Source organism: Micromonospora sp. WMMA1976, from assembly GCF_027497335.1.
In the GTDB taxonomy this organism is placed as follows: domain Bacteria; phylum Actinomycetota; class Actinomycetes; order Mycobacteriales; family Micromonosporaceae; genus Micromonospora; species Micromonospora aurantiaca.
In genome coordinates this window covers 1235633-1258080 of sequence record NZ_CP114912.1, presented here as the reverse complement: position 1 = coordinate 1258080, position 22448 = coordinate 1235633, and the positions used below count along the sequence as shown (strand labels likewise).

The 22448-nt window shown below is 73.8% G+C and carries 21 protein-coding genes; 7 read left to right on the top strand and 14 right to left on the bottom strand.

Translation table 11 applies throughout. The annotated features are described in order from the left end of the window. Positions 1 to 25 precede the first annotated feature (25 nt). The gene (locus O7546_RS05995; protein ID WP_194799809.1) at positions 26 to 505 is read left to right on the top strand and encodes a YbjN domain-containing protein; all 480 of its coding nucleotides are present in this window, start codon (positions 26 to 28) and stop codon (positions 503 to 505) included. Continuing rightward, complete coding sequence (locus O7546_RS05990; protein WP_281600584.1) at positions 502 to 2151, top strand: YbjN domain-containing protein; 1650 nt, start codon at positions 502 to 504, stop codon at positions 2149 to 2151. Before O7546_RS05995 ends, O7546_RS05990 begins: the two co-directional genes overlap by 4 nt. Positions 2152 to 2296: 145 nt before the next feature. On the opposite strand, the gene O7546_RS05985 is transcribed toward O7546_RS05990, so the two are convergent. From O7546_RS05985 to O7546_RS05960, 6 genes are all read right to left on the bottom strand, one after another. Beyond that, a complete protein-coding gene (locus tag O7546_RS05985) occupies positions 2297 to 3847 on the bottom strand; it encodes a S1 family peptidase (protein ID WP_194799807.1) in 1551 nt (516 codons plus the stop codon). A gap of 174 nt (positions 3848 to 4021) precedes the next feature. Beyond that, a complete protein-coding gene (locus O7546_RS05980) occupies positions 4022 to 5710 on the bottom strand; it encodes a ribonuclease J (protein ID WP_135243833.1) in 1689 nt (562 codons plus the stop codon). A 51-nt stretch (positions 5711 to 5761) separates the two neighbouring features. Further along, positions 5762 to 6688, bottom strand: a complete 927-nt coding sequence (gene dapA / locus O7546_RS05975; protein ID WP_194799806.1) for a 4-hydroxy-tetrahydrodipicolinate synthase — start codon at positions 6686 to 6688, stop codon at positions 5762 to 5764. A gap of 52 nt (positions 6689 to 6740) precedes the next feature. Next, a complete protein-coding gene (thyX, locus tag O7546_RS05970) occupies positions 6741 to 7478 on the bottom strand; it encodes an FAD-dependent thymidylate synthase (RefSeq protein ID WP_194799842.1) in 738 nt (245 codons plus the stop codon). A 162-nt stretch (positions 7479 to 7640) separates the two neighbouring features. Beyond that, on the bottom strand, positions 7641 to 8381 hold the full coding sequence (locus tag O7546_RS05965) for a DUF2752 domain-containing protein (protein WP_281600583.1): 741 nt from the start codon (positions 8379 to 8381) through the stop codon (positions 7641 to 7643). After that, the gene (locus O7546_RS05960) at positions 8371 to 9600 is read right to left on the bottom strand and encodes a crosslink repair DNA glycosylase YcaQ family protein (RefSeq protein ID WP_281600582.1); all 1230 of its coding nucleotides are present in this window, start codon (positions 9598 to 9600) and stop codon (positions 8371 to 8373) included. Before O7546_RS05960 ends, O7546_RS05965 begins: the two co-directional genes overlap by 11 nt. Positions 9601 to 9679: 79 nt before the next feature. On the opposite strand from O7546_RS05960, the gene O7546_RS05955 reads away from it, so the two are divergent. Continuing rightward, positions 9680 to 10225 (top strand): GNAT family N-acetyltransferase, encoded by a 546-nt coding sequence (locus O7546_RS05955; protein ID WP_281600581.1) that lies wholly within the window; start codon positions 9680 to 9682, stop codon positions 10223 to 10225. On the opposite strand, the gene O7546_RS05950 is transcribed toward O7546_RS05955, so the two are convergent. Then, entirely contained in the window at positions 10130 to 11434 is a 1305-nt protein-coding gene (locus O7546_RS05950; RefSeq protein ID WP_281600580.1) for a glycosyltransferase family 87 protein, read from the bottom strand. The two genes, O7546_RS05955 and O7546_RS05950, sit on opposite strands and share 96 nt — an antisense overlap. Positions 11435 to 11469: 35 nt before the next feature. Between O7546_RS05950 and O7546_RS05945 the strand changes: the two genes are divergently transcribed. After that, positions 11470 to 12054, top strand: a complete 585-nt coding sequence (locus O7546_RS05945; protein WP_269696316.1) for a GNAT family N-acetyltransferase — start codon at positions 11470 to 11472, stop codon at positions 12052 to 12054. A 185-nt stretch (positions 12055 to 12239) separates the two neighbouring features. Here the strand turns inward: O7546_RS05945 and O7546_RS05940 are convergent, their stop codons facing one another. The 7 genes from O7546_RS05940 to truB all read right to left on the bottom strand — a co-directional run bounded on the left by O7546_RS05940 (position 12240) and on the right by truB (position 19972). After that, positions 12240 to 12707 carry a GNAT family N-acetyltransferase gene (locus tag O7546_RS05940; protein ID WP_194799800.1) on the bottom strand — a complete coding sequence of 156 codons (468 nt, stop codon included), beginning with the start codon at positions 12705 to 12707 and terminating at the stop codon, positions 12240 to 12242. A 77-nt stretch (positions 12708 to 12784) separates the two neighbouring features. Continuing rightward, positions 12785 to 13489 carry a 4-hydroxy-tetrahydrodipicolinate reductase gene (dapB, locus tag O7546_RS05935; protein ID WP_281601143.1) on the bottom strand — a complete coding sequence of 235 codons (705 nt, stop codon included), beginning with the start codon at positions 13487 to 13489 and terminating at the stop codon, positions 12785 to 12787. A 111-nt stretch (positions 13490 to 13600) separates the two neighbouring features. After that, positions 13601 to 14968, bottom strand: a complete 1368-nt coding sequence (locus O7546_RS05930; RefSeq protein ID WP_194799798.1) for a pitrilysin family protein — start codon at positions 14966 to 14968, stop codon at positions 13601 to 13603. Positions 14969 to 15089: 121 nt separating this feature from the next. Further along, positions 15090 to 17456 (bottom strand): polyribonucleotide nucleotidyltransferase, encoded by a 2367-nt coding sequence (locus tag O7546_RS05925; RefSeq protein WP_269696314.1) that lies wholly within the window; start codon positions 17454 to 17456, stop codon positions 15090 to 15092. Positions 17457 to 17676: 220 nt separating this feature from the next. Next, positions 17677 to 17946 carry a 30S ribosomal protein S15 gene (rpsO, locus tag O7546_RS05920; protein WP_013284678.1) on the bottom strand — a complete coding sequence of 90 codons (270 nt, stop codon included), beginning with the start codon at positions 17944 to 17946 and terminating at the stop codon, positions 17677 to 17679. Between the two features lie 182 nt (positions 17947 to 18128). Continuing rightward, positions 18129 to 19055 carry a bifunctional riboflavin kinase/FAD synthetase gene (locus O7546_RS05915; RefSeq protein WP_013284677.1) on the bottom strand — a complete coding sequence of 309 codons (927 nt, stop codon included), beginning with the start codon at positions 19053 to 19055 and terminating at the stop codon, positions 18129 to 18131. Positions 19056 to 19087: 32 nt separating this feature from the next. Further along, on the bottom strand, positions 19088 to 19972 hold the full coding sequence (truB, locus tag O7546_RS05910; protein WP_194799796.1) for a tRNA pseudouridine(55) synthase TruB: 885 nt from the start codon (positions 19970 to 19972) through the stop codon (positions 19088 to 19090). 108 nt (positions 19973 to 20080) lie between these two features. On the opposite strand from truB, the gene O7546_RS05905 reads away from it, so the two are divergent. The 3 genes from O7546_RS05905 to O7546_RS05895 all read left to right on the top strand — a co-directional run bounded on the left by O7546_RS05905 (position 20081) and on the right by O7546_RS05895 (position 22445). Beyond that, positions 20081 to 21076, top strand: coding sequence for a hypothetical protein (locus tag O7546_RS05905; protein ID WP_281600579.1), 996 nt, complete (start codon positions 20081 to 20083; stop codon positions 21074 to 21076). Between the two features lie 43 nt (positions 21077 to 21119). Further along, complete coding sequence (locus tag O7546_RS05900) at positions 21120 to 21419, top strand: hypothetical protein (RefSeq protein WP_194799794.1); 300 nt, start codon at positions 21120 to 21122, stop codon at positions 21417 to 21419. Positions 21420 to 21503: 84 nt separating this feature from the next. Beyond that, positions 21504 to 22445 carry a hypothetical protein gene (locus tag O7546_RS05895; RefSeq protein ID WP_194799793.1) on the top strand — a complete coding sequence of 314 codons (942 nt, stop codon included), beginning with the start codon at positions 21504 to 21506 and terminating at the stop codon, positions 22443 to 22445. Positions 22446 to 22448 lie beyond the last annotated feature (3 nt).

The following is a 22448-nucleotide window of genomic DNA, read 5'->3' as shown; positions in this document are numbered from 1 at the left end:
TTATTCGCCTCAGAAGGGATGCCCGATGGCGTCGCCGGAGATCGAGGACGGTCCGGACGGTCCGCTGGCCGGACACCCGCAGGAACTGCGTCCGCTGACCGGTGAGCTGATCGCCGCCGTGCTCGGCCACCGGGGGTACGCGGTGGCCGAGGAACCCGACGGCGCGCTGGTGGGCCGCTGGGAGCGGAACCTGATCTGGTTCCACCGCCGGGGCGCGGCCGGTGAGCTGCTCCAGGTGCGCACCGTCGTCGCGCACCACTTCGGCATCGAGCGTGTGCCCGAGCTGCACGCGTTCTGCAACACGTGGAACCACGACCGGCTCTGGCCGAAGGCGTACGTGCACGTCGCCGACGACGGGTCCGCCCAGGTGTGCGGCGAGGTCACCACCGACCTGGAGCGCGGGGTGACGCCGCACCAGCTCGACCGGCTCGTCGACTGTGGCGTGACCACCGGGTGCCAGCTCGCCGCCGCCGTCGACGAGTTGGCCGGCGGGACGCTCCGGTGACCACGGCACGCGACAGGGGGCTGGCCGCCGCGCTCGCCGACGCCCGGGACCGGCCCGACGGCGCGGAGCGCTGCGCCGAGCTGGAGCGGATCGCGTCGCGGGCGGACGCCACCGGCGATCCACGTACCGCGGTGTCGGCGCGGTTCGCGCTGGTCGAGGCGTACCTGCACCGGGGTGAACGGTGGCGGGCGGTGGAGCCGGTCCGGCGGATGCGGGCCACGCTGGACGGGCACCCCGGACTGCTGGACGCCCGCCCGGACGAGCTGACCCGGTTGCGCCGGCATCAGCGGCAGGCGGTGGAGGCGTCGTTCGGCACTCCCCGGGTGGGCCTGGACCAGGCCCGGTCCCTGTTGGACGCGCTCGCCGGGGAGCTGGGCGAGGACGCGGCGCCGGTGGCGGAGCTGCGCTGCCGGCTCGCCGACCACCTCGGCGACGAGCCGGCGGCCCGGCGGGCGTACGAGCGCTGGTCGGCGGCGGACGCGAACGACCCGGTGGGTGGCTGTGCGGGGTGCGCCCCGGCGCGACGGGCCGACCTGCTGGCCGGCTGGGGCGAGCCGGACGCGGCACTGGCGGCGCTGGCACCGGCGCTGATCGGCTGGGTCGAGCCGCAGGCGCCACCGACCCGGCGGGGCGAGCGGCAGGCGGCAGCGGCCGGCGCGACGGCCTGCACCGACCAGCCGGACCGGGCGCTCACCGTTGGGCTGCTGCCGTGGCTGCGTACCGGCGCGGTGACGCGGGCCGCCCGGGCGCACGTGTACGCGTACCGCCGGCACCGCGGCGAGAAGACGGCGTTCCCGCTGCTCGCCGCGCACCTGCGCTTCTGCGCGCTGGGCGGCTACCTGCATCGTGGGCTGGAGATCCTCACCGAACAGCTGCCCGAGCTGGACCGCCCGGCCGACGACCTGTCCGCGATGGAGTTCGCGGCGGCGGGCGCGCTGCTGTGCGGACTGGCCGCCGAGGCCGGGCTGGGCGGGCGGCGCATCCACCGCCCGGGGCACGGTTCCCGGCCGGCGGCCGAGGTGGACGTGGCGACGCTCGGTACGCAGTTGCAGGCACTGGCGACGGCGCTCGCCGGCAGCTTCGACGCCCGCAACGGCACCGGGCACCAGTCCGGCCGGATCGCCTCCTGGCTGGCCGAGCGGCCGCTCGCCGCGCCGGTGTCGCTGGCTGCCGAGAGCGAGTTCGACGAGGAGCCGGACGCCGATGATCCGGCCGAACCCCTGCCGCCCGGGCCGGAGGAACCGGCACCGCTGGACGCGGCGCTGCTCGCCGCCGCGCTCGACGCCCGGGGCGAGCCGTACGCGGTGGAGCCGGACGGCACGCTCGCCGGGCGGTGGGGCGAGGCCACGATCCAGTTCCGTCTGCTCGGCCGGGACGGCGACGTGCTGCACGCCCGGGTGGTGGCGCAGCGGCGGCTGCCGGCCGGGCGGCGCGCCGAGGCGTACGCGTTCTGCAACGCCTGGAACCACGACCGGCTGCTGCCCGCCGCGTACGTGCACGAGCCCGGCGACGGGACGCTGGTACTGGCCGCGGGCGTCTCCACCGACCTGTCCTGCGGGGTGGCCCCGGCACAGCTCGCCGTGCTGGTGGCCGCCGCGATCCGCACCGGCACCGCGTACGCCGAAGCGGTCGCCGCGCTGCCCTGAGCCCCACCGAGGTGGCAGTACCCGGACGCGGCGCGGCCCCCGACCACCGGGCGGTGGTGGCTCCCGGAGGAACCGTGCCGCCGACGCGGCGCGGCCCCAGACCACCGGGCGGTGGTGGTCGGGGGCCGCGATCTGGGTGCGGCGGTCAGCGGGCGGAGAACGCCAGCGTGTACTCGCCGGAGCCGGACAACCCGACGACGCGGTACCGGTAGGCGCCGGCCGACGTCTCGGCGGTCAGCCGGGCCGTGCCGTCGGCGGTGGCCGCGCGGGCCACGGTGCGGAACGCGCCGCCGGTGAAGCGTTGCAGCTCCAGCACCATGCGGGCGCCGCCCGGCGCGGACAGGCACGCCTCCTGCGTGCCGTCGGGCACCCGGTAGAAGCGCCCGTCCGGCTGGATCTGGGTTCGTCCGGCGGCGATCCGGCCGGTCCGGCTCACCTGCCCGGAGCACTCGGTGTCGCCCGTCGGCGGGGTGGGCTCGGCGGTCGCCGGCGGCGTGGTCTCGCCGCCGCCCGCCGGCGGCTGCGTGGGCGCGGGCTGGTCGCCGGCGGTGACGAGCGTCAGGTCGTTGCGCTGGAGGATCTCGTTGACCGGCTGGAAGAACGTGATGCCGCCCCGGGTGCAGTCGCCGGATCCGCCGGACGTGACGCCCTGCGCCTGGTCACCGGAGAGCCACGCGCCGCCGGAGTCACCCGGCTCGGCGCAGACGTTCGTCCGGGTCAGCCCGGTGACGGTCCCCTCCGGGTAGTTGACTGTGGCGTTCTTCGCCTGGATCAGGCCGCAGCGGGTGCCGGTGGTGGAGCCGGACCGGCAGATCGACGCGCCCACCGGAGCCTCGGTGGAGCCGTTCACCGCCACCGTGCCGCCGTCGGCGAAGTCGGTCACCACGCCCTGCGGCGTCCAGTCGGCGTTCACCCGCACGAACGCCCAGTCGTCACCGGGGAACGAGGACGCGGCGAACGTGCCCTGGGCGACCCGGTTGGATCCGGTGGTGCGGTCCCCCGGCCGGCCGCAGTGCCCGGCGGTGACGAACCCGCCGACCACGGAGAAACCGACCGAGCAGCGGCCCGCGTTGTTGATCAGGTAGGCGTCGCCGCCCCGCACGTCGAACAGCGGACGCGGGGCCTCGTCGGCGGTCCGCACCCGGACCATCCCGGCCTTCGACCCGGCGGCGGCGGCGAGCCGGCGGCCGTCGGCCTCCGCGCCCGGCCGGGCGATCACGACCACGGCGTTGTCTGCCACGTCGACGTACCAGCCGGCCACGTCCGGGCTGGCGTCGGCGCCCGCCGCGTCCAGCCGGCTCTTGACCGCGTCCAGCTCGGCGACGCCCCGCGCGACCCGCTTCGGGACCGCGCCGGCCGCCCGTACCCGCGCCTCGCCGGCCGGGTCGGCCACCGCCACGGTGAGCGTGGCGCCGTCCGCGCTGAGCCAGCTGCCCCCGTAGCCGGCGCCGAGTTCGCCGCGCAGCCGGGTGACGGTGCCGGCCGCCCACCGCTCGGTCCGCAGCCGCTTCGCCGCCTGGTCGCGGGTCAGCGCGAGGTCGCGGCCCATCGCGTCGAGGACCTCCGGCGCGACGCCGTCGGCCGCCGGCGCGGCCCGCCGGGGTTCCTCACCGGCGAACGACGGTACGGTCACCGCCGCCGTCAACCCGGCCGCCGCCACCAGTACGCCGATGACTGTCATCCGTCTGCGGTCCATCCGCCACGCTCCTCCCGACCGGCGCAGGGGCACGCCGGCCGTCGGGAGGTACGGAGACGGACGCCGATCGGATGAGTACCGGCGGCATGTTTCGACGCGCCGTGTCGGGGCGTAACCGGAAAGCGACGACGCCGGCCCACCGCGGACGGTGGACCGGCGCGCGGCGCGGTCGGGTCAGACCTCGACGACGGTCGGGACGATCATGGGCCGACGGCGGTACGCGTCGTTGACCCAGCGGCCCACCGTGCGGCGGACGATCTGCTGGAGCTGGTGCGGGTCGGTGATGCCGTCCGCGGCGGCCCGGTTCAGCGCCTCGGTGACCAGCGGGACCACCGGGTTGAACGCCTCCGGGTCCTCGGAGAAGCCCTTCGCCGAAACGGTCGGCCCGGCGACCACCTTGCCGGTGACCGAGTCCACCACCACCGTCGCGGCGATGAACCCGCCGTCGCCGAGGATGCGGCGCTCGGTGAGCAGCGACTCGCTGACGTCACCGACGGCGAGACCGTCGACGTAGACGTACCGGCTCTTGACCCGCCCGACCAGGCTGGCACGGCCCTCGACCAGGTCGACCACGTCGCCGTCCTCGCAGAGCACGACCCGGTCCGGCGCGACGCCGGACTCGATGCCGAGCCGGGCGTGCGCCCGCAGGTGCCGCCACTCGCCGTGCACCGGCATCAGGTTGCTCGGGCGGACCACGTTGAGCAGATAGAGCAGCTCACCGGCCGGGGCGTGGCCGGAGACGTGCACCTTCGCGACGTCCTTGTGCACCACCACGGCACCGGCCCGGGCCAGCCGGTTGATCACGCGGTAGACCGAGGTCTCGTTGCCCGGCACCAGCGAGGACGCCAGCACCACGGTGTCGCCCGGCGCGATGGTGATGTGCCGGTGGTCGCCGCTGGCCATCCGGCCCAGCGCGCTCATCGGCTCGCCCTGCGAACCGGTGGACATCAGCACGATCTGCTCGGGCGGCAGGTTCGTGGCCTCCTCGATCCCGACCACCAGCCCGGCCGGGATGTTGAGCAGGCCCAGGTCGCGGGCGATGCCCATGTTGCGGACCATCGACCGGCCGATCAGCGCCACCTTGCGGCCGTGCTCGACGGCCGAGTCGAAGACCTGCTGCACCCGGTGCACGTGTGAGGCGAACGAGGCGACGATGATCCGCCCCTTGGCCTTCGCGAAGATCGAGTCGAGGACCGGGCCGATCTCCTTCTCCGGCGTGACGAACCCGGGGATCTCCGCGTTCGTCGAGTCGGACAGCAGCAGGTCGACGCCCTCGGCGCCGAGCCGGGCGAACCCGGCCAGGTCGGTGATCCGCCCGTCGAGCGGTAGCTGGTCCATCTTGAAGTCGCCGGTGTGCAGCACCAGGCCGGCCGGCGTACGGATGGCCACCGCGAGCGCGTCCGGGATCGAGTGGTTCACCGCGAAGAACTCGCACTCGAACGGGCCCAGCCGTTCCCGGCCGCCCTCCCGCACGGTCAGCGTGTACGGCTGGATCCGCCGCTCGGCCAGCTTCGCCTCGACGAGCGCGAGCGTGAACTGCGAGCCGACGAGCGGGATGTCCGGCTTGTGCGCGAGCAGGTACGGCACCGCGCCGATGTGGTCCTCGTGGCCGTGCGTGAGCACGATCGCCTGCACGTCGGCCAGCCGATCCAGGATCGGGCCGAAGTCGGGCAGGATCAGGTCCACGCCCGGCTGCTCGACGTCGGGGAACAGCACCCCGCAGTCGACGATCAGCAGCTTGCCGTCGTACTCGAAGACGGTCATGTTCCGGCCGATGGCGCCGAGTCCGCCGAGCGGGATGATCCGCAGGCCGCCCTCGGGCAGCGGCGGGGGCAGTTCACCCTCGATGTGCGCCTCGGTCACGCGTCACCTCATTCTGCGACGCCGTCGCGCGGCGTCCGTCGTGTCGTTGATTCATTCGGGCAGGGGCAGGCCCGCCGCGGCGCAGTCGGCGCGCAGCTGGGCCAGTTCGTCACCGGTGGCGTCGACGAGCGGCGGCCGCACCGGACCGGCCGGGCGACCCTGCGTCCCCAGGCCGGCCTTGACCAGGATCGTGCCCTGGGTGCGGAAGATGCCGGTGTAGAGCGGCAGCAACCGCCGGTGCAGGGCGAGCGCCCGGGCGTTGTCGCCCGCCTCGAACGCCTCGATCATCTGCTTGGTCAGCGCGCCGGTGAAGTGGGTGGAGGTGCCGACCACGCCGACCGCGCCGATCGACAGCATCGGCAGGGTGAGCGCGTCCTCGCCGCTGTAGTAGGCCAGGTCGGTGCGGGCGAGCACCTCCGCGGTGGCGAGCAGATCGCTCTTGGCGTCCTTCACCGCGACGATCCGGCCGTGCTCGGCGAGCTTGACCAGCGTCTCGGTGGCGATCGCGACCCCGGACCGGTGCGGGATGTCGTAGAGCATGACCGGCAGGCCGGTCGAGTCGGCGACCGTGGTGAAGTGACGCAGCAGACCGGCCTGCGGCGGCTTGTTGTAGTACGGCGTGACCACCAGCAGGCCGTGTGCACCGGCCTTCTCGGCCTGCGTGGCCAGCTCGACGGTGTGCCGGGTGTCGTTGGTGCCCACCCCGGCGACGATGCGGGCCCGGTCGCCGACCGCCTCGACCACGGTGCGGATCAGCGACTCCTTCTCCGCCTCCGTGGTGGTCGGGGACTCACCGGTGGTGCCGTTGAGGACCAACGCGTCGTTGCCCTGCTCGTCGACGAGGTATTCGGCCAGCCGGGCGGCGCCGTCGAGATCCAGGCCGCCGTCCGGCGTGAACGGGGTCACCATGGCCGTCATCACTCGCCCGAACGGGCGCGACGCGCCCCGGCTCGGGGCGGCGGAGTGGTCGTGCGTCATGCTCACAACCTAGCGGACGGCCGCCGGTGGCCCGGCGGCGAAGGGCGACGAGTCACTCGGCGTGCGGCGACGCTGCCACCTCGGTGCCGTCGGGCAGGGTGGAGATCTCGAAGTCGGCGAAGACGTTCGGCGCGACGCCCTTGAGCTGGCGCAGGCACTCCACCGCCAGCTCGCGGATCTCCACGTCGGCGTGCTCGGTGGCGCGCATCTTCACGAAGTGGCGCCAGGCCCGGTAGTTGCCGGTCACCACGATCCGCGTCTCGGTGGCGTTCGGCAGCACCGCCCGGGCCGCCTGGCGGGCCTGCTTGCGGCGCAGCGTCGGGTTGGGCTCGTCGGTGAAGCGGCTCTCCAGCCCCTCCAGCAACTCGGTGTACGCCCGCACCGCCGCGTCGGTGGCCTCGACGAACTTCTTGTGCAGCTCCGGGTCGTCGGCGATCACCGACGGCTCGACCATCGCGGCGTCCCGCTCGGGCACGTAGCGCTGGGAGAGCTGCGAGTAGGAGAAGTGCCGGTGCCGGATCAGCTCGTGGGTGAACGAGCGGGAGACGCCGCTGAAGTAGAAGCTCACCGAGCCGTGCTCCAGCACGCTCAGGTGGCCGACCTCCAGGATGTGCGCCAGGTAGCCGGCGTTGGTGGCGGTGGCCGGATTCGGCTTCTTCCAGCTCTGGTAGCAGGCCCGGCCGGCGAACTCGGCGAGCGCCTGCCCACCGTCCGCGTCGGTGGACCAGGGCACCTCTTCGGGTGCCTGGAACTGGGTCCACGCGATCAACTTGACCTGGGGCTGAACCATCTCCGGCATTCCTGCGACTGTAGTGGCCCCACCCCCCACCGTGGAAATCGGCCACGCGGCCGCACCGCCGGCTCGGCGATCGGCCCCGAAGAAGATCTTGGTAGGAAAGCGCCCCTCTGGGGGCCGTTTCGTACCAAGATCTCGCCAGGGCTGGGCTCCGGGCTAGACGTAGAGCGAGGTGAAGGGGGCCCACGGCAGGTTGCGGACCACCGAGAAGACCCCCCAGGCGGCCAGGAACACGCCGATGACCTTGGGGCTGAACTGGGCCTCGGGCAGCTTCCAGCCGAACGCCCGGTTGCCGGCCCAGGCCACGAAGAGCCAGGTCAGGAACGGCAGCGCGAAGACGAACAGGAAATGGTGCCGGGCTGCGGCGGGCAGGTCGCCGTGCAGCACGTACCAGAGCGCGCGGGTGCCGCCGCAGCCCGGGCAGTCCAGCCCCGTGGTCAGCTTGAGCAGGCAGGTCGGCGCGGCGTCCGGGTCGCTCCGGGTCGGGTCACTGACCAGCGCGTACGCGATGCCGAGGCCGACGCAGCCGAGCGCTGCGAGCGGCACCGCCCAGCGCGGGGCGCGGGCGTGCAGGCGCATCACCAGCCGGGTGAGCCGGTCGCTCTCGACCGGCTGGTACGCCGCCGGGTAACCCGGCCACGGCGCTCCGGGTGCTCCGGGTGCTCCGGGTGCTCCGGGTGCTCCGGGTGCTCCGGGTGCTCCGGGTGCTCCGGGTGGAGCGTGCGGACCGGCGTGCGCGTGCGTCTCGGCGTGCGAAGGCTGCCCGGCGTACGCGTAAGCGTGCGCCTCGCCCTGCGGCCCGGACTCCGGCTGCGCGGGCCCGTGCGGGTGCGGCTCGGTGTGCGGGTCGGGCGCGGTGGCAGGCCGGTCAACGCTCGTCACGCGCTCACCGTACACCGGCCACGCCCACCAACGCGGCGGCCAGCGGCCCCGCGAGGTCGCCCGCGGCGGGCGGGGCGACCGCGTCCAGGCCGAGCCAGCCGGCGAGCCGGTACAGCTCGGCGGCGAGCGCCACCGCGGTCTCCCCCGGGTCGGCGCCCGGCTCGACCCAGGCGGCGGGCACCAGCAGCGCCCCGGCCTTCCGGTCGGCCTTCAGGTCGACCCGGGCGGTGAAGCGCTCGCCCTGGCGGAACGGCAGCACGTAGTAGCCGTAGACCCGCTGGGGCGCCGGCACGTAGATCTCGATCCGGTAGGTGAGGCCGAACAGCCGCTCGGTGCGCGCCCGCTCCCAGACCAGCGGGTCGAACGGGCTGACCAGCGTGTTGCCGCGGACCCAGCGGGGCAGCCGCGCGTCGGCGTGCAGGTAGGCGGGGTGCCGCCAGCCCTGCACGGTGACCGGGGTCAGCTCGCCGGCCTCGACCAGTTCGGCCACCGCCCGCCGCGCCCCGGCGACCGGCAGCCGGAAGTAGTCGCGCAGCTCCGGCTCGGCGGCGACACCGAGGGCGCGGGCTGCGATCGACACCAGCGACCGGTGCGCCTCGGCGTCGGTCGGGGTGGGCGCATCCAGCACGGCGGCCGGGAGCACCCGCTCGGGCAGGTCGTAGCGGCGGGCGAACGAGTTGGTGCGGTCGGCGGCGGTGACCTCGCCGGCCCAGAACAGGAACTCCAGCGCCCGCTTCACGGCCGACCAGTTCCAGCCCCAGTTTCCGGTCTCCCGTGGGGCGTCGTGCTCGATCTCGGCCGCCGTCAGCGGCCCCCGGGCGGCCACCTCGTCACGGACCCAGGCGACCAGCTCGGGCTGCTCCTCGGCGATCCGGCGCATCCCGCCCCACGCCTCGTCGCGGGCCTTGGCCATCCGCCAGCGCAACGCCGGATGCAGCCCCACCGGCACCAGCGACGCCTCGTGCGCCCAGTATTCGAACAGCTCACGCGGGCGGCGGTAGGCGGCGGTGTCCAGCAGCGCGGTCGGGTAGGGCCCGAGCCGGCTGTAGAGCGGCAGGTAGTGCGCCCGCTGGAGCACGTTCACCGAGTCCATCTGGATCAGCCCGACCCGGTCGAGCACCCGGCGCAGATGGCGGCGGGTGGGCACGCCTGAAGGCGCCGGGTCGGCGAAGCCCTGGGCGGCCAGGGCGATCCGGCGGGCCTGGGCGAGGGAGAGCGATTCCGGTACGGCCATCGCCGGCGACCCTAATCCAGCGGTACGACACCGGGAGCGGCGGCTGGACCGATCGCCCGCCGGGGCATAGAACGGACAGGTGCTCACCATTCGCCGGGAGGAACCGGACGACGCCGAGGCGATCGCCCGGGTGCACGTCCACGGCTGGCAGGCCGGGTACGCCGGGATCATGCCCGAGGAGGTGCTGACCCGGCTGAACCCGCGCGCCTGGGCGCAGCGCCGCCGCGACCTCGGCACCGCCGACCCGGAACACCCGTTCACCACGCTCGTCGCCGAGGACGGCGGCACGATCGTCGGGTTCACCACGTTCGGGCCGTACCGGAACAACCAGGACCGGGGCGACCTCGACCCGGCGCACGGCGAGCTGCTGGCGATCTACCTGGAGCCGGCGCACTGGGGCTCGGGCGCCGCGCGGACGCTGCTCGCGGCGGCTCGCGACGGGCTGGCCGAGCGGGGCTGGACCGGGTACCGGCTCTGGGTGCTCGCCGACAACGCCCGGGCTCGCCGCTTCTACGAACGGGCCGGGCACCTACCGGACGGTGAGGAGTCCACCTATCCGGTGCCGCTCTCCGGCGGGCGCACCCCGATCCTGCTCCGCGAGCTGCGGTACACCACCGGAGGCTGACCCGGCCGGGACACCGTCGCCGGGACGCCCACCGCCGGCCGGCGTGAGCCGGCGCCGGATCGGTAGCCCGAGCAGCAGCGCCAGGCTGATCCACACGTACGTGTTGCTGCCGAGGAACCCGTCCACGCCGGTGAAGTCCTTCTCCCAGGACCAGACGATCCGGCTGCACAGCAGCGCGTACCCGATCAAGGCGGCGGCCAGCAGCAGACGGCGCCGGCGGCTGCGCGCGGGCGCCGCCATGCCGTTGTCCACGAGCAGGATCAGCCCGGGCAGCAGCCAGACCAGGTGGTGCACCCAGGTCACCGGGCTGACCAGGCACATCACGGCGCCGGTGAGGGCCAGGCCGGTGGCCTCGTCGCCGGCGGCCACCGCCGCCCGCGACCGCCACGCCCACACCACGAGCGTCAGGAGTACGAGCGCCAGCCAGGCGATCGTGCTCGGGTGCTGCGGGTCGAGCCGGGCCACCACCCCGCGCAGCGACTGGTTGGAGACGAACGCCAGCTCGCCGACCCGGTCGGTGTTCCACAGCGCCTCGGTCCAGAACTCCCGGGAGGCGTCGGGGAAGAGACCGGCGGCCACGAGTGTGGCGACGGCAGCCGTGCCGACAGTGGTCAGCGCGGCCCGCCATCGGCCGGTGACCAGCAGGTAGACGATGAAGATGCCGGGCGTCAGCTTGATCGCGGTGGCCAGGCCGATGCCCACGCCCGCCCAGCGGCTGCGCGCCGGCAGCAGCCACAGCAGGTCCACCGCCACCAGGAAGAGCAGCAGCATGTTGACCTGGCCGAAGTTGACCGTCTCGCGCATCGGCTCGTACGCGGCGACCAGGCAGAGCGCGACAGCGAGCGCGAACCAGCGCGTCCAGCCGGACCGGCGGGCCACCGGGTCGAGCAGCCGCCAGATCACCACGGCGCTCGCCAGCACCGTCGCGGTCACGCTCACCACGATCGCCGCGCTCCACGGCAGGTAGGCCATCGGCAGCATCACCAGGGCGGCGAACGGCGGGTAGGTGAAGCCGTACTGCGTGCCGGGGCGCAGGAAGTCGTAGATCTCTCCGCCGTCACGCGCCCAGTACGTCAGCGCGCCGTAGTAGACCTGCAGGTCGAAGAAGCCGTGCCGCACCGCCGCCACGGAGAGGAACACGGTGACCGCCGCGGCGAGCGCCACCACGGCGACGACCTGCGTGATCGTCCGCCCGGCACCCTGCGCCACCGTCACCCTCCTCGCCCTGCGTAGGCTCACGTGTCATGGCTGCAGGCTACGTCCGGCCCGCGCGTCCCGAGGACGCCGGCGAGATCGCACGCATCCAGCTCGCGACCTGGCGGGTCGCGTACCGCCGGATCCTGCCCCGGCACGTGCTCGACAACCTCGACGAGGCGTACCTCGCGCGGCGGTGGAGTGCGGCGGTGCAGGAGCCGCCCTCGGGCGCGCACCGGGTGCTGGTCGCCGTCGAACAGGCGGCGCAATCCTATCTGGTGGGGTTCGTCGCCTCCGGTCCGGCCGACGCCGACGCGCTCGCCCCGGACGAGCCGGCCGAGGCGCTCGGCTCGGGCGTCGCGGCGGTGACGGACCTGCTTGTCGAGCCCCGGTGGGGGCGGCGCGGGCACGGCAGCCGGCTGCTCGCCGCGGCTGTCGACCACTGGCGGTCCGACGGGCTGACCCGGGCGGTGGCGTGGACGTTCGACGCCGACGCGGCGACCCGCAAGTTCCTCGGCTCGACCGGCTGGGAGCCGGACGGCGCGGCCCGGGCGCTGGACGTGGACGACATGCTCGTCCCCCAGCTCCGCTTCCACGTGGCGGTCCCGGAGGAAAATCTTCCGCCGCAGCGATGAGTTCCGCTCGTCTCGCCGGTCCACCCTCGCGTGGGTGGGCCGGCGGTCCCGGCACGGGGCAGGACCGCCACCCCACCCGCCGCACCCCCGTCCTCACCCGGTCGATCATGAAGTTGGCGGCAGTCGGGGAGATCGAGAAGGCCGCCAACCTCATGATCGACCGGGGGCAAGCCCGGGGGTGAGGGTCAGGCGGGAAGGAGTTCGGCTACCAGTTCGTCGTCCTCCATCACGCCAGTGGGGTGGAAGCCCAGGGACGTGTAGAGGGCGGCGGCGGGCTTGTTGTCGGGGTGGTAGCTGAGGCGGATCGGCCGGCCCGCCTCGGCGAGCCAGTCCGCGAGCGTCCGCACCGTCGCGCGTCCCAGGCCCCGGCCCTGCTCGGCGGCGTCGATCACCATGCCGCCGATCCAGCGCGACCCGTCGTCGTCCACGCCCCACATGACGTGGCCGACGACAGTCTCGTCGGCGTAGACGGCCAGCGAGTTCCAGACGTCCGAGCGTTCCGTGAGGAGCAGGTAGCGGGCGGCGAGCGCGGCCACGAAGGCGCGCTGGTCGTCGTGCGGCGCGACGTCCGCCACGGCCCGCCAGTTGTCGTCGTCCACCGGGCGCAGCGTCACCCGGCGGCCGGTGCGGTCGGAGTGTCCGGAATCGATCATGGAAAGTAGCCTAGGTCGACGCCCCCGACCAGGCAAAACGGTTTCCCCCAGCGGGCCGGGGGAAACCGTTTTGCCGGTCAGTCGAGCAGGGCGTCCAGGCCGACCGTCAGACCGGGCCGGCGACCCACCTCGCGGACCGCGAGCAGCACGCCGGGCATGAACGACACCCGGTCGTACGAGTCGTGCCGGATGGTGAGCGTCTCACCCAGGGTGCCGAACAGCACCTCCTGGTGGGCGACCAGGCCGGTGGCGCGTACCGCGTGCACGCGTACCCCGTCGATGTCGGCGCCGCGGGCGCCGGCCACCTCGTCGCGGGTGGCGTCCGGCGCGGGCCCCAGACCGGCCTCGGCGCGGGCCGCGGCGATCAGCCGGGCCGTGTGGGTGGCGGTGCCGCTCGGCGCGTCCAGCTTGCGCGGGTGGTGCTGCTCGACGATCTCGACCGACTCGAAGTAGCGGGCGGCGCGCGCCGCGAACTGCATCATCAGCACCGCGCCGATGCCGAAGTTGGGGGCGATCACCACGCCCACGCCGGGCCGGTCGGCGAGCCAGCCGCGCACCTCGGCGAGCCGCTGCTCGGTGAAGCCGGTGGTGCCGACCACCGCGTGCACGCCGTTCTCGACGCACCAGCGCAGGTTGTCCATGACCGCGTCGGGGGTGGTGAAGTCGACGACCACCCCGGCGCCCGCCCGGGCCACCGCGTCCAGGTCGTCGCCCTGGTCGACTGCAGCGACCAGATCCAGGTCGGCGGCGGAGTCGACCGCCTTGCAGACCTCCATGCCCATCCGGCCCCGGGCACCAAGCACACCGACCCGGGCCGCCGTCTTCTGCTGCTCAGTCACGGCCCACAACCTATCCCAGCGCCCGGCACGGGGTCCGGCGGACCGGCGGGCCGCTCAGCTCGTGACCGCGAAGCTCCCGGAGTCGAACGGGCCGACCACCGCCAGGGACATCGGCCGGCCGAGCAGGTCGGCGGCGAGCGCGTTCACGTCGTCGAGCGTCACCGCGTCCACCCGGGACAGCAGGTCGTCCACCGGCATCAGGTTGCCGTAGAGCAGCTCGCCCTTGGCGAGCCGGCTCATCCGCGAGCCGGTGTCCTCCAGCCCGAGCACGAACGAGCCCTTGCTCATCCCCTTGCCCCGGGCCAGCTCCGCCTCGGTGATCCCCTCGGCGGCCACCCGCGCCAGGCCCGCACGGGTCAGGTCCAGCACCTCGTCCACCTTGCCCGGCGCGCAGCCGGCGTAGACGGCGAACACGCCGCTGTCGGCGTACTGGCTGGCGTACGAGTAGACCGAGTACGCCAGGCCCCGCTGCTCCCGGATCTCCTGGAACAGCCGGCTGGACATGCCGCCGCCGAGCACGTTGTTCAGCACGCCGAGGGCGAACCGCCGGTCGTCGGTGCGGTCGATCCCCGGGCAGCCGAGGATGACGTGCGCCTGCTCGGTCTCCTTCGGCTCGACGAGCGTGGTGGCCGGCTTGGTGCGTACCGCCGGGGTGGCCGACCGGTGCGGCGCGGGCGACGCCGGGTCGGTGTCCAGCGGGGTGCCGCGCAGCGCCTGCCGGACCAGCTTGACCACCGCGGCGTGGTCGAGGTTGCCGGCGGCGGCGATCACGATCTGCGGCGCGGTGTAGCGGCGGCGGTAGAAGCTCTGGATCTGCCGCCGGGTCATCGGCGTGACCGTCTCCTCCGTGCCGGAGATGAGCCGGCCCAGCGGGTGGTCGCCGTAGACGGCGCGGGCGAACAGGTCGTGCACCTCGTCGCCGGGCTCGTCGTCGTGCATGGCGATCTCTTCGAGGATGACGCCGCGTTCGGTCTCCACGTCGGCGGGGGCGAGCACCGAGTCGGCGACCAGGTCGCACATGACGTCGATGGCCAGCGGCAGGTCCTCGTCCAGCACCCGCGCGTAGTAGCAGGTGTATTCCTTCGTGGTGAAGGCGTTCGTCTCGCCGCCCACGGCCTCGATCTGCGCCGAGATCTCCAGCGCGCTGCGCTTGTTGGTGCCCTTGAACAGCAGGTGCTCCAGGAAGTGCGCGGCACCGGCCTGCGTGCCGGTCTCGTCGCGGGAGCCGACCGCCACCCAGATGCCGAACGACACGCTGCGCATCGCCGGGATCGCCTCGGTGAGCACCCGCAGCCCGCTGGGCAGCACGGTACGGCGGACGGTGCCGCCGAGCGGGTCGTCGCTGAGCGTACGGGTGACCGCGCGGGCCGCCGAGCCGATCGGCGCCACCCCCCGTCCCGTCGAGGCGCCTGACGAACTCACGAGAACCTGCTCTCCGGATGACGAGGAACGGCGGGACGTACGACGGCTCCAGCTCGCGCGGGCGACCTGGAGCCGTGGGCCGGCCCGGGTGACGCGGACGTCACCCGGGCCGGTCGGTGGATCAGCTGTGCCGGGTCCGGCGACGCGGACGGGACTCGCCGCCGCCCTCGCCACCCTCGGAGCGGCGCTCGCCACCCTCGGAACGACGCTCCCGGTCACCCCGGTCACCCCGGTCACGCGGGCCGCGGTCGCCGCCACGGTCCCGGCCGGACGGACGGTCGCCACCCTCGGCGGCGGCCGGCGCCTCGGCGCCCTCCGGGCGGACCTTGTCCAGGTAGATCTTGCCGCGGGCGTCGATGTCCGCGATCTCCACCTCGACCTTGTCGCCGACGTTGAGGTAGTCCTCGACCTTCTCGACCCGCTTGCCGTCGCCCACCTTGGAGATGTGCAGCAGGCCGTCGCGGCCCGGCAGCAGCGAGATGAAGGCGCCGAACGCGGCGGTCTTCACCACGGTGCCGAGGAACCGCTCGCCGGCCTTGGGCAGCGTCGGGTTGGCGATCCCGTTGATCCGGTCGACTGCGGCCTGGGCGGACGGGCCGTTCGTGGCGCCGACGTAGATCGTGCCGTCGTCCTCGATGGAGATCTCGGCGCCGGTCTCGTCCTGGATCGCGTTGATGGTCTGGCCCTTCGGGCCGATCACCATGCCGATCTTGTCGACCGGGATCTTGACGGTGGTCACCCGCGGGGCGTAGTCCGACATCTCGGCCGGCGCCTCGATGGCCCGCTGCATCACGTCGAGGATGGTCTGCCGGGCCTCGTGCGCCTGCTGGAGCGCGGCGGCCAGCACGTCCGACGGGATGCCGTCCAGCTTGGTGTCGAGCTGGAGCGCGGTGACGAAGTCACGGGTGCCGGCGACCTTGAAGTCCATGTCGCCGAACGCGTCCTCGGCACCGAGGATGTCGGTCAGCGTCACGTACTGGGTCTTGCCGTCGACCTCGTCGGAGATGAGGCCCATGGCGATGCCGGCGACCGGCGCCTTCAGCGGCACACCGGCCGAGAGCAGGCCCAGCGTCGAGGCGCAGACCGAACCCATCGAGGTGGAGCCGTTGGAGCCGAGCGCCTCGGAGACCTGCCGGATGGCGTACGGGAACTCCTCGCGCGAGGGCAGCACCGGGATCAGCGCCCGCTCGGCGAGCGCACCGTGGCCGATCTCGCGCCGCTTCGGCGAGCCGACCCGGCCGGTCTCACCGGTCGAGTACGGCGGGAAGTTGTAGTTGTGCATGTAGCGCTTGCGGTTCTCCGGCGACAGCGTGTCCACCATCTGCTCCATGCGCAGCATGTTCAGCGTGGTGACGCCCAGGATCTGGGTCTCGCCGCGCTCGAACAGCGCCGAGCCGTGCACCCGCGGCAGCACGCCGACCTCGGCGGTCAGCGGACGGATGTCACGCGGGCCGCGGCCGTCGATGCGGACCTGCTCGCGCAGCACCCGGTTGCGGACCTCGGACTTGGTCAGCGACCGGAACGCGGCGGAGAGCTCCTTCTCGCGGCCCTCGAACCGGCCGGTCAGCTCGTCGGCGACCTTGGCCTTGATCCGGTCCAGGGCCTCCTCGCGGTCGGCCTTGCCGGCGATCTTCAGCGCCTCGGCGACCTCGGCGCGGGCCACCTCGGCCACCGCGTCGTACGCGTCGTCCTGATAGTCCAGGAAGATCGGGAACTCGGCGACCGGCTTGGCGGCCACCTCGGCCAGCTCGCTCTGCGCCCGGCACAGCTCGCGGATGGCCGGCTTGGCGGCCTCCAGGCCGCTGGCCACGATCTCCTCGGTCGGCGCGGTCGCGCCGCCCGAGATCAGGGTCACGGCGTTCGGGGTGGCCTCGGCCTCGACCATCATGATCGCGACCTCGCCGTCCGCCAGGGTGCGGCCGGCCACGACCATGTCGAAGGTGGCCCGCTCGAGCTCCTCCAGGGTCGGGAAGGCGACCCACTGGCCGTCGACGTGCGCGACCCGGGTCGCGCCGATCGGGCCGGAGAACGGCAGGCCGGACAGCTTGGTCGACATCGAGGCGGCGTTGATCGCCACTACGTCGTACGGGTGCTGCGGGTCGAGTGCCAGCACGGTCTCGACGACCTGGACCTCGTTGCGCAGGCCCTTGACGAACGACGGGCGCAGCGGCCGGTCGATCAGCCGGCAGGTGAGGATGGCGTCCTCGCTGGGCCGGCCCTCGCGGCGGAAGAACGAGCCGGGGATGCGGCCCGCGGCGTACATCCGCTCCTCGACGTCCACGGTCAGCGGGAAGAAGTCGAACGACTCGCGCGGCTGCTTGCCGGCAGTGGTCGCGGAGAGGACGACCGTCTCGCCGAGCTGGGCGACGACGGAGCCGGCGGCCTGGCGGGCCAGACGGCCGGTGGAGAAGGTGATCTCACGGGTGCCGAAGGCCCCGTTGTCGATCACCGCGGTGCGGGATTCGGTGCCGAGGTTGGTCTCGGTCATGTGCTGTGGTGCTCCTTCGCGTCGTCGGCCGACGACACGGGAACTGCTCAGGCGGCCGGTCTTCGATCGAAGCGCCCGGGACGGCCGGCGTCGTGCCGGGATTCCCGGGGGCCACTACCGGAGACCGGTGCTGACCGGCTCCCTCTTCGGGTGTCGCGCGGCCGGGTTCTTCGGTGGTACCGGAACGGGGGAGCAGCCAGGCGGCCACTCCCCCGTCAGGTCATCGGCGCAGGCCGAGCCGCTCGATGAGCGACCGGTAGCGGTTGATGTCCTTCTTCTGGACGTAGTTCAGCAGCCGGCGGCGCCGGCCGACCAGCAGCAGCAGCCCACGGCGGCTGTGGTGGTCGTGCTTGTGCACCTTCAGGTGCTCGGTGAGCTCCGCGATCCGCTTGGTCAGGACCGCGACCTGCACCTCGGGCGAGCCGGTGTCGCCCTCGGCGGTGGCGTACTCCTGGCGGATCTTGGCCTTGGCTTCCTGGTCGAGCGCCATGTTCTCCCTGTTTCGTGGGTCATTCGATGAGGTCCGGAGCGGTCGTGGTGACCGGCGCAACGGACCGGTTCCTCGCACCCGCGGCGTCGTGCAGGCACGCGAGGCCCCCGTCGGTCAGCCGACGTCTCCGTCAGCCTACCAGCCCTCGGGACGGACGGCCGGTCAAGGTGCCCCCGCGCCGGTCAGAGCACCGCCCGGCGGGTGCGTTCCACGTCCTCGGCGATCTGGGCCACCAGCGGTTCGATCGCGTCGTATGTCCGCTGCTCACGCAGGTGCGCCACGAAGTCCAGGGCCAGCCGCTCGCCGTACAGGTCGCCGCTGAAGTCCAGCGCGTACGCCTCCACCCGCCGTTCCCGGCCGGAGAACGTCGGGTTGGTGCCGATCGACACCGCCGCGGCCAGCGGTTCACCGTCGCGGCGCACCAGGCGGGCCGCGTACACGCCGTCGGCGGGCACCGCCGCGTACCTGTGGGTCAGCAGGTTGGCGGTGGGGTAACCCAGCTCACGTCCGCGCTGGTCGCCGCGGACCACCACGCCCTCGACCCGGTGCGGGCGGCCGAGCGCCGCCGCCGCCGCGCCCACGTCGCCCGCGTCGACGCAGGACCTGATGTACGTGGAGGAGAAGACCGTTCCCGCCTCGGCGACCAGCGGCGCCCCCTCGACGGCGAACCCGAAGGTACGGCCCAGCCGCTCCAGCAGCGGCACGTCACCGGCGGCCCGGTGCCCGAACCGGAAGTTGTCGCCGACCACCACCAGCGCGGCGTGCAGGTGCGCCACCAGGACGTCGTGCACGAACGCCTCGGGTGGCAGCCGGGAGAACTCGACGGTGAACGGCACCACGCAGAGCACGTCCACGCCGAGCGCCTCGATCAGCTCGGCCTTGCGCGCCGGCTCGGTGAGCACGGCCGGGTGCGAGCCGGGGCGCACCACCTCGGCCGGGTGCGGGTCGAACGTCACCACCACCGACTTGACGCCCAGCTCCCGGGCGCGTGCCACGGCGTGCCCGATGGTGGCCTGGTGCCCCCGGTGCACGCCGTCGAAGACGCCGATGGTGACCACCGAGCGTCCCCAGCCGCCGGGCGCCGCCTCGTACCCCCGCCACCGCTGCATGCCGTTCCTCCCCCTGTCCGCCCGCGCGCCGTTCAGGCCGGGGCCAGCACGATCTCCGCGCGGGCCCGACCGTCCCGCTCGCTGACGATAGCGATCAGCCCGCCCGCCGGGTCGAAGACGGCGTACGGCCCGGTGATCCCGGCCGGCGCCAGCGGCCCGCCGTGGGAGAGCACCCGGGTCTCGTCGGCGGTCGCGTCCCGGCGCGGGAAGAACCGCGCGGCGGCGGCGTCCAGCGGCAGGTTCACCACGTCCGGTGCGCGCTCCTCGAGCTGGTCGAGCGTGGCCGCCTCGTCGAGCGTGAAGCCGCCCACAGCGGTCCGGCGCAGCGCGGTGAGGTGGCCGCCGACGCCGAGCGCCGCGCCCGCGTCGCGGGCCAGCGCCCTGATGTACGTCCCGGACGAGCAGGTCACGTCCACGTCCACGTCCACCACGTCCGGGACGTCCCGGCGGATCGCCAGCACGTCCAGCCGCGACACGGTGACCCGGCGGGCGGGCAGCTCGACCGCCTCGCCGTCACGGACCCGCTTGTACGCCCGCTGACCGTCGATCTTGATGGCGCTCACCGCGCTCGGCACCTGGTCGATCTCGCCGGTGAGGGCGGCCAGCGCGGCGCGTACCCCGTCGTCGGTGACCGCACCGGCCGGTGTGGTCGCGACCACCTCGCCCTCGGCGTCGTCGGTGACGGTGACCTGCCCCAGCCGGATCGTCGCGGCGTAGCTCTTGCCGGCGCCGATCACGTACGTGAGCAGCCGGGTCGCCCGGCCCACACCGATCACGAGGACGCCGGTGGCCATCGGGTCGAGCGTGCCGCCGTGACCGACGCGGCGGGTACGGGCCAGCCGCCGGATGCGGGCCACCACGTCGTGCGACGTCATGCCGCCGGGCTTGTCGACCACGATCAGACCGTCTGTGCTCACGACCGCCAAGCCTGCCAGACGCCGGTGATCGGCCCTGCGGGGGATACCGCCCAGCTTCGGCGGGGTGTCAAGATCGTGCGCCCCCGACCCGTCTGCCCGGGAAGTCCGATGACCGATCACCGCTCCGCCTCCGATCCGTACGCCACCGATCGTCCGACGGAGGACGAGCTGGGACGGGTGCCCGAGTGGCTGCGCCGGCCCGCGCCGGAGGTCGAGCCGGGCCGCGGCGACCGCCTGCGGATCGCGCTCGGCGGGCACTCCGGCAAGCTGCTCGGCGGCGTGGTCGTGCTGGTGCTGCTCGCGTTCTTCGGGCTCGTCGGGGGCCTCGGCTACCAGGGTTTCCAGCGCTGGCGGGAACCGGCCGCCGAACACCCCACGGTCAGCCTGCCGGTCGGTGAGCAGGCGTCCTCGTCGGCGTCCCCGCCGCCGGCCGCCGGCCCGTTCGACGGCACCCCGGCGGCCGCCTTCCCGGAGGGCGCGGCGGGGATCGCGCTGCCCCGGGCCAAGCAGACCGGCGCGTTCAGCGAGAAGCAGGTGGCCGACACGCTGGCCAAGGTACGCACGGCGCTGGTGACCGCCCGGCTGGACCGCACGTTCTTCACCGCGAAGAACCCGGAGCGGCTGGTCCGCCAGTTCGCCCCGGACGCGCGGGCCGACCTGCGCGACGACTTCCCCACCGGCGAGGCGGGCACCTACGCGACGCGGCTGGCACCCGGCGCCCAGCTCACCGCCGACCAGCCCCGGGTCAAGGGGCGGATCAGCTACCGCGCGACGAAGGACTCCCAGGGCATCCGGCTGCTGGAGGTGACGACGAACTTCGTCTGGGCGTACGCGTTCCCCACCGCGAGCACCGAGCCGGGCGACGGCGTCGTGGTGGTCCACGACACGGTGGTGTGGAGCGTCGCGCATCCGGACGACGTGGACCGCAGCTCGGCCGGGCTGTGGATCGACAAGGCCGACTCGTACGCCTCCAACATCGATTGCGCGGCGTTCGACAAGGGCTTGCTCAAGCTCGGCAAGCCGTCGTTCGGCGGGCCGGCCGACCCGGACCCGGACGCCGTCTTCGACCCGGACAAGACAGTCGACCTGCCGGACACCTGCTGACCCGCCCCGCCTCACCACGCCGCCCCACGGTAGGAGCCTTTCGATGAGCGACGCCCCGCCCCCGCCACCGCACCGTGCCCGGGTCGACCTGCCGGACTGGATGCGCAATCCGGAGCCGCCCCGCCGTACCCTCGGCCGCCGCCTGTCCGACCTGGTCGACGGCGTACCGGCGCTGGCGGCGGCGCGCCGCCGGATCTGGGCCTGGCAGGGCCGGACCCGGTTCGGCGAGCGGCATCCCACGATGGCCGCGATCGGGGCGTTCGTGTTCGTCCTGGTGACCGCGACGCTGCTGGTCGTCGGCACGCTCTACCTCGCGTGGGCGATCCGGCAGGGGCGGATCTGACCGGCACGGAACGGGACAGCCGGATCGGCGGCCGGGTGCAATGATCATGCGCCCCCTGCCCCTGCACCCCCTCTGGAACGCCGCATGAGTACCGAAGACGGGACCACCCCACCCGAGCCGGATCCCTACGCCGTCGCCTCGCGGGGCGAGGAGATCCGGCTGCCGAGCTGGATGACCGGCGCGGACACGCACGTCCCGCTGACCCGCGCCGAACGCTTCCGCATGGTCTGGTCCCGGCAGCGCGGCAAGCGCCACGTCGCCTTCGTGGTGGTGCTCGCCCTGGTGCTGATCGGCGGCACGGCCGTGATCGGCCGGGTCACCGTCGATCGCGTGCGGTCCGGCACCGCCGCCGCGGCCTCGGCCTCGGCCAGCCCGTCTCCGGTTCCGCTCAGCCGGGTGGGCGAGCCGCGCGACCTCTTCGCCGGAACACTCGGCGCGGACTTCGCGATCGGCGAGGCAGGGATCGTCCTGCCGCAGGCCACGGCGCGACCGCCGTTCACCGCCGGCCAGGTGGCCACGGCGCTCGGCCGGGTCCGGGCCGCGCTGATCCAGGCCCGGCTCGACCTGTCCATGATCCTCGGCGACACGGAGCCGTTCCTGGCGCTGCTGGCGCCTGCCTCGCGCGCGCAGATGCGTACCGACTTCGAGGACTCGTCGTTCCTCAACTACGCCACCCGGATCGGCTCGCAGGACCGCGCCGACGAGATCCGGGTCCGGGGTGAGATGCGCTACCGGGCCGTCACCGGCGACGACGGCCGGCCGCTCCTGCGGATCACCACCGAGTACGTCTGGATGTACGCGTTCGACGTGCCGCGGACGACGCCGGGCCGGGCCGGAATCGCCACCATTCGCGACCGGGTCGTCTGGGAGGTCCCCCACCCCGACGGGCTGCCGGCGGCGAAGCGCGGCCTCTGGCTCGTCTCGGCTCAGGCGAGCACGAGCAACGTCGACTGCGCGCGGCTGGGTGCGGGCTTCTTCGTGGTCGAGCCGTGGATGGGCGGTCCCGGTTCGTTCCAGCCCTGCTGAGCG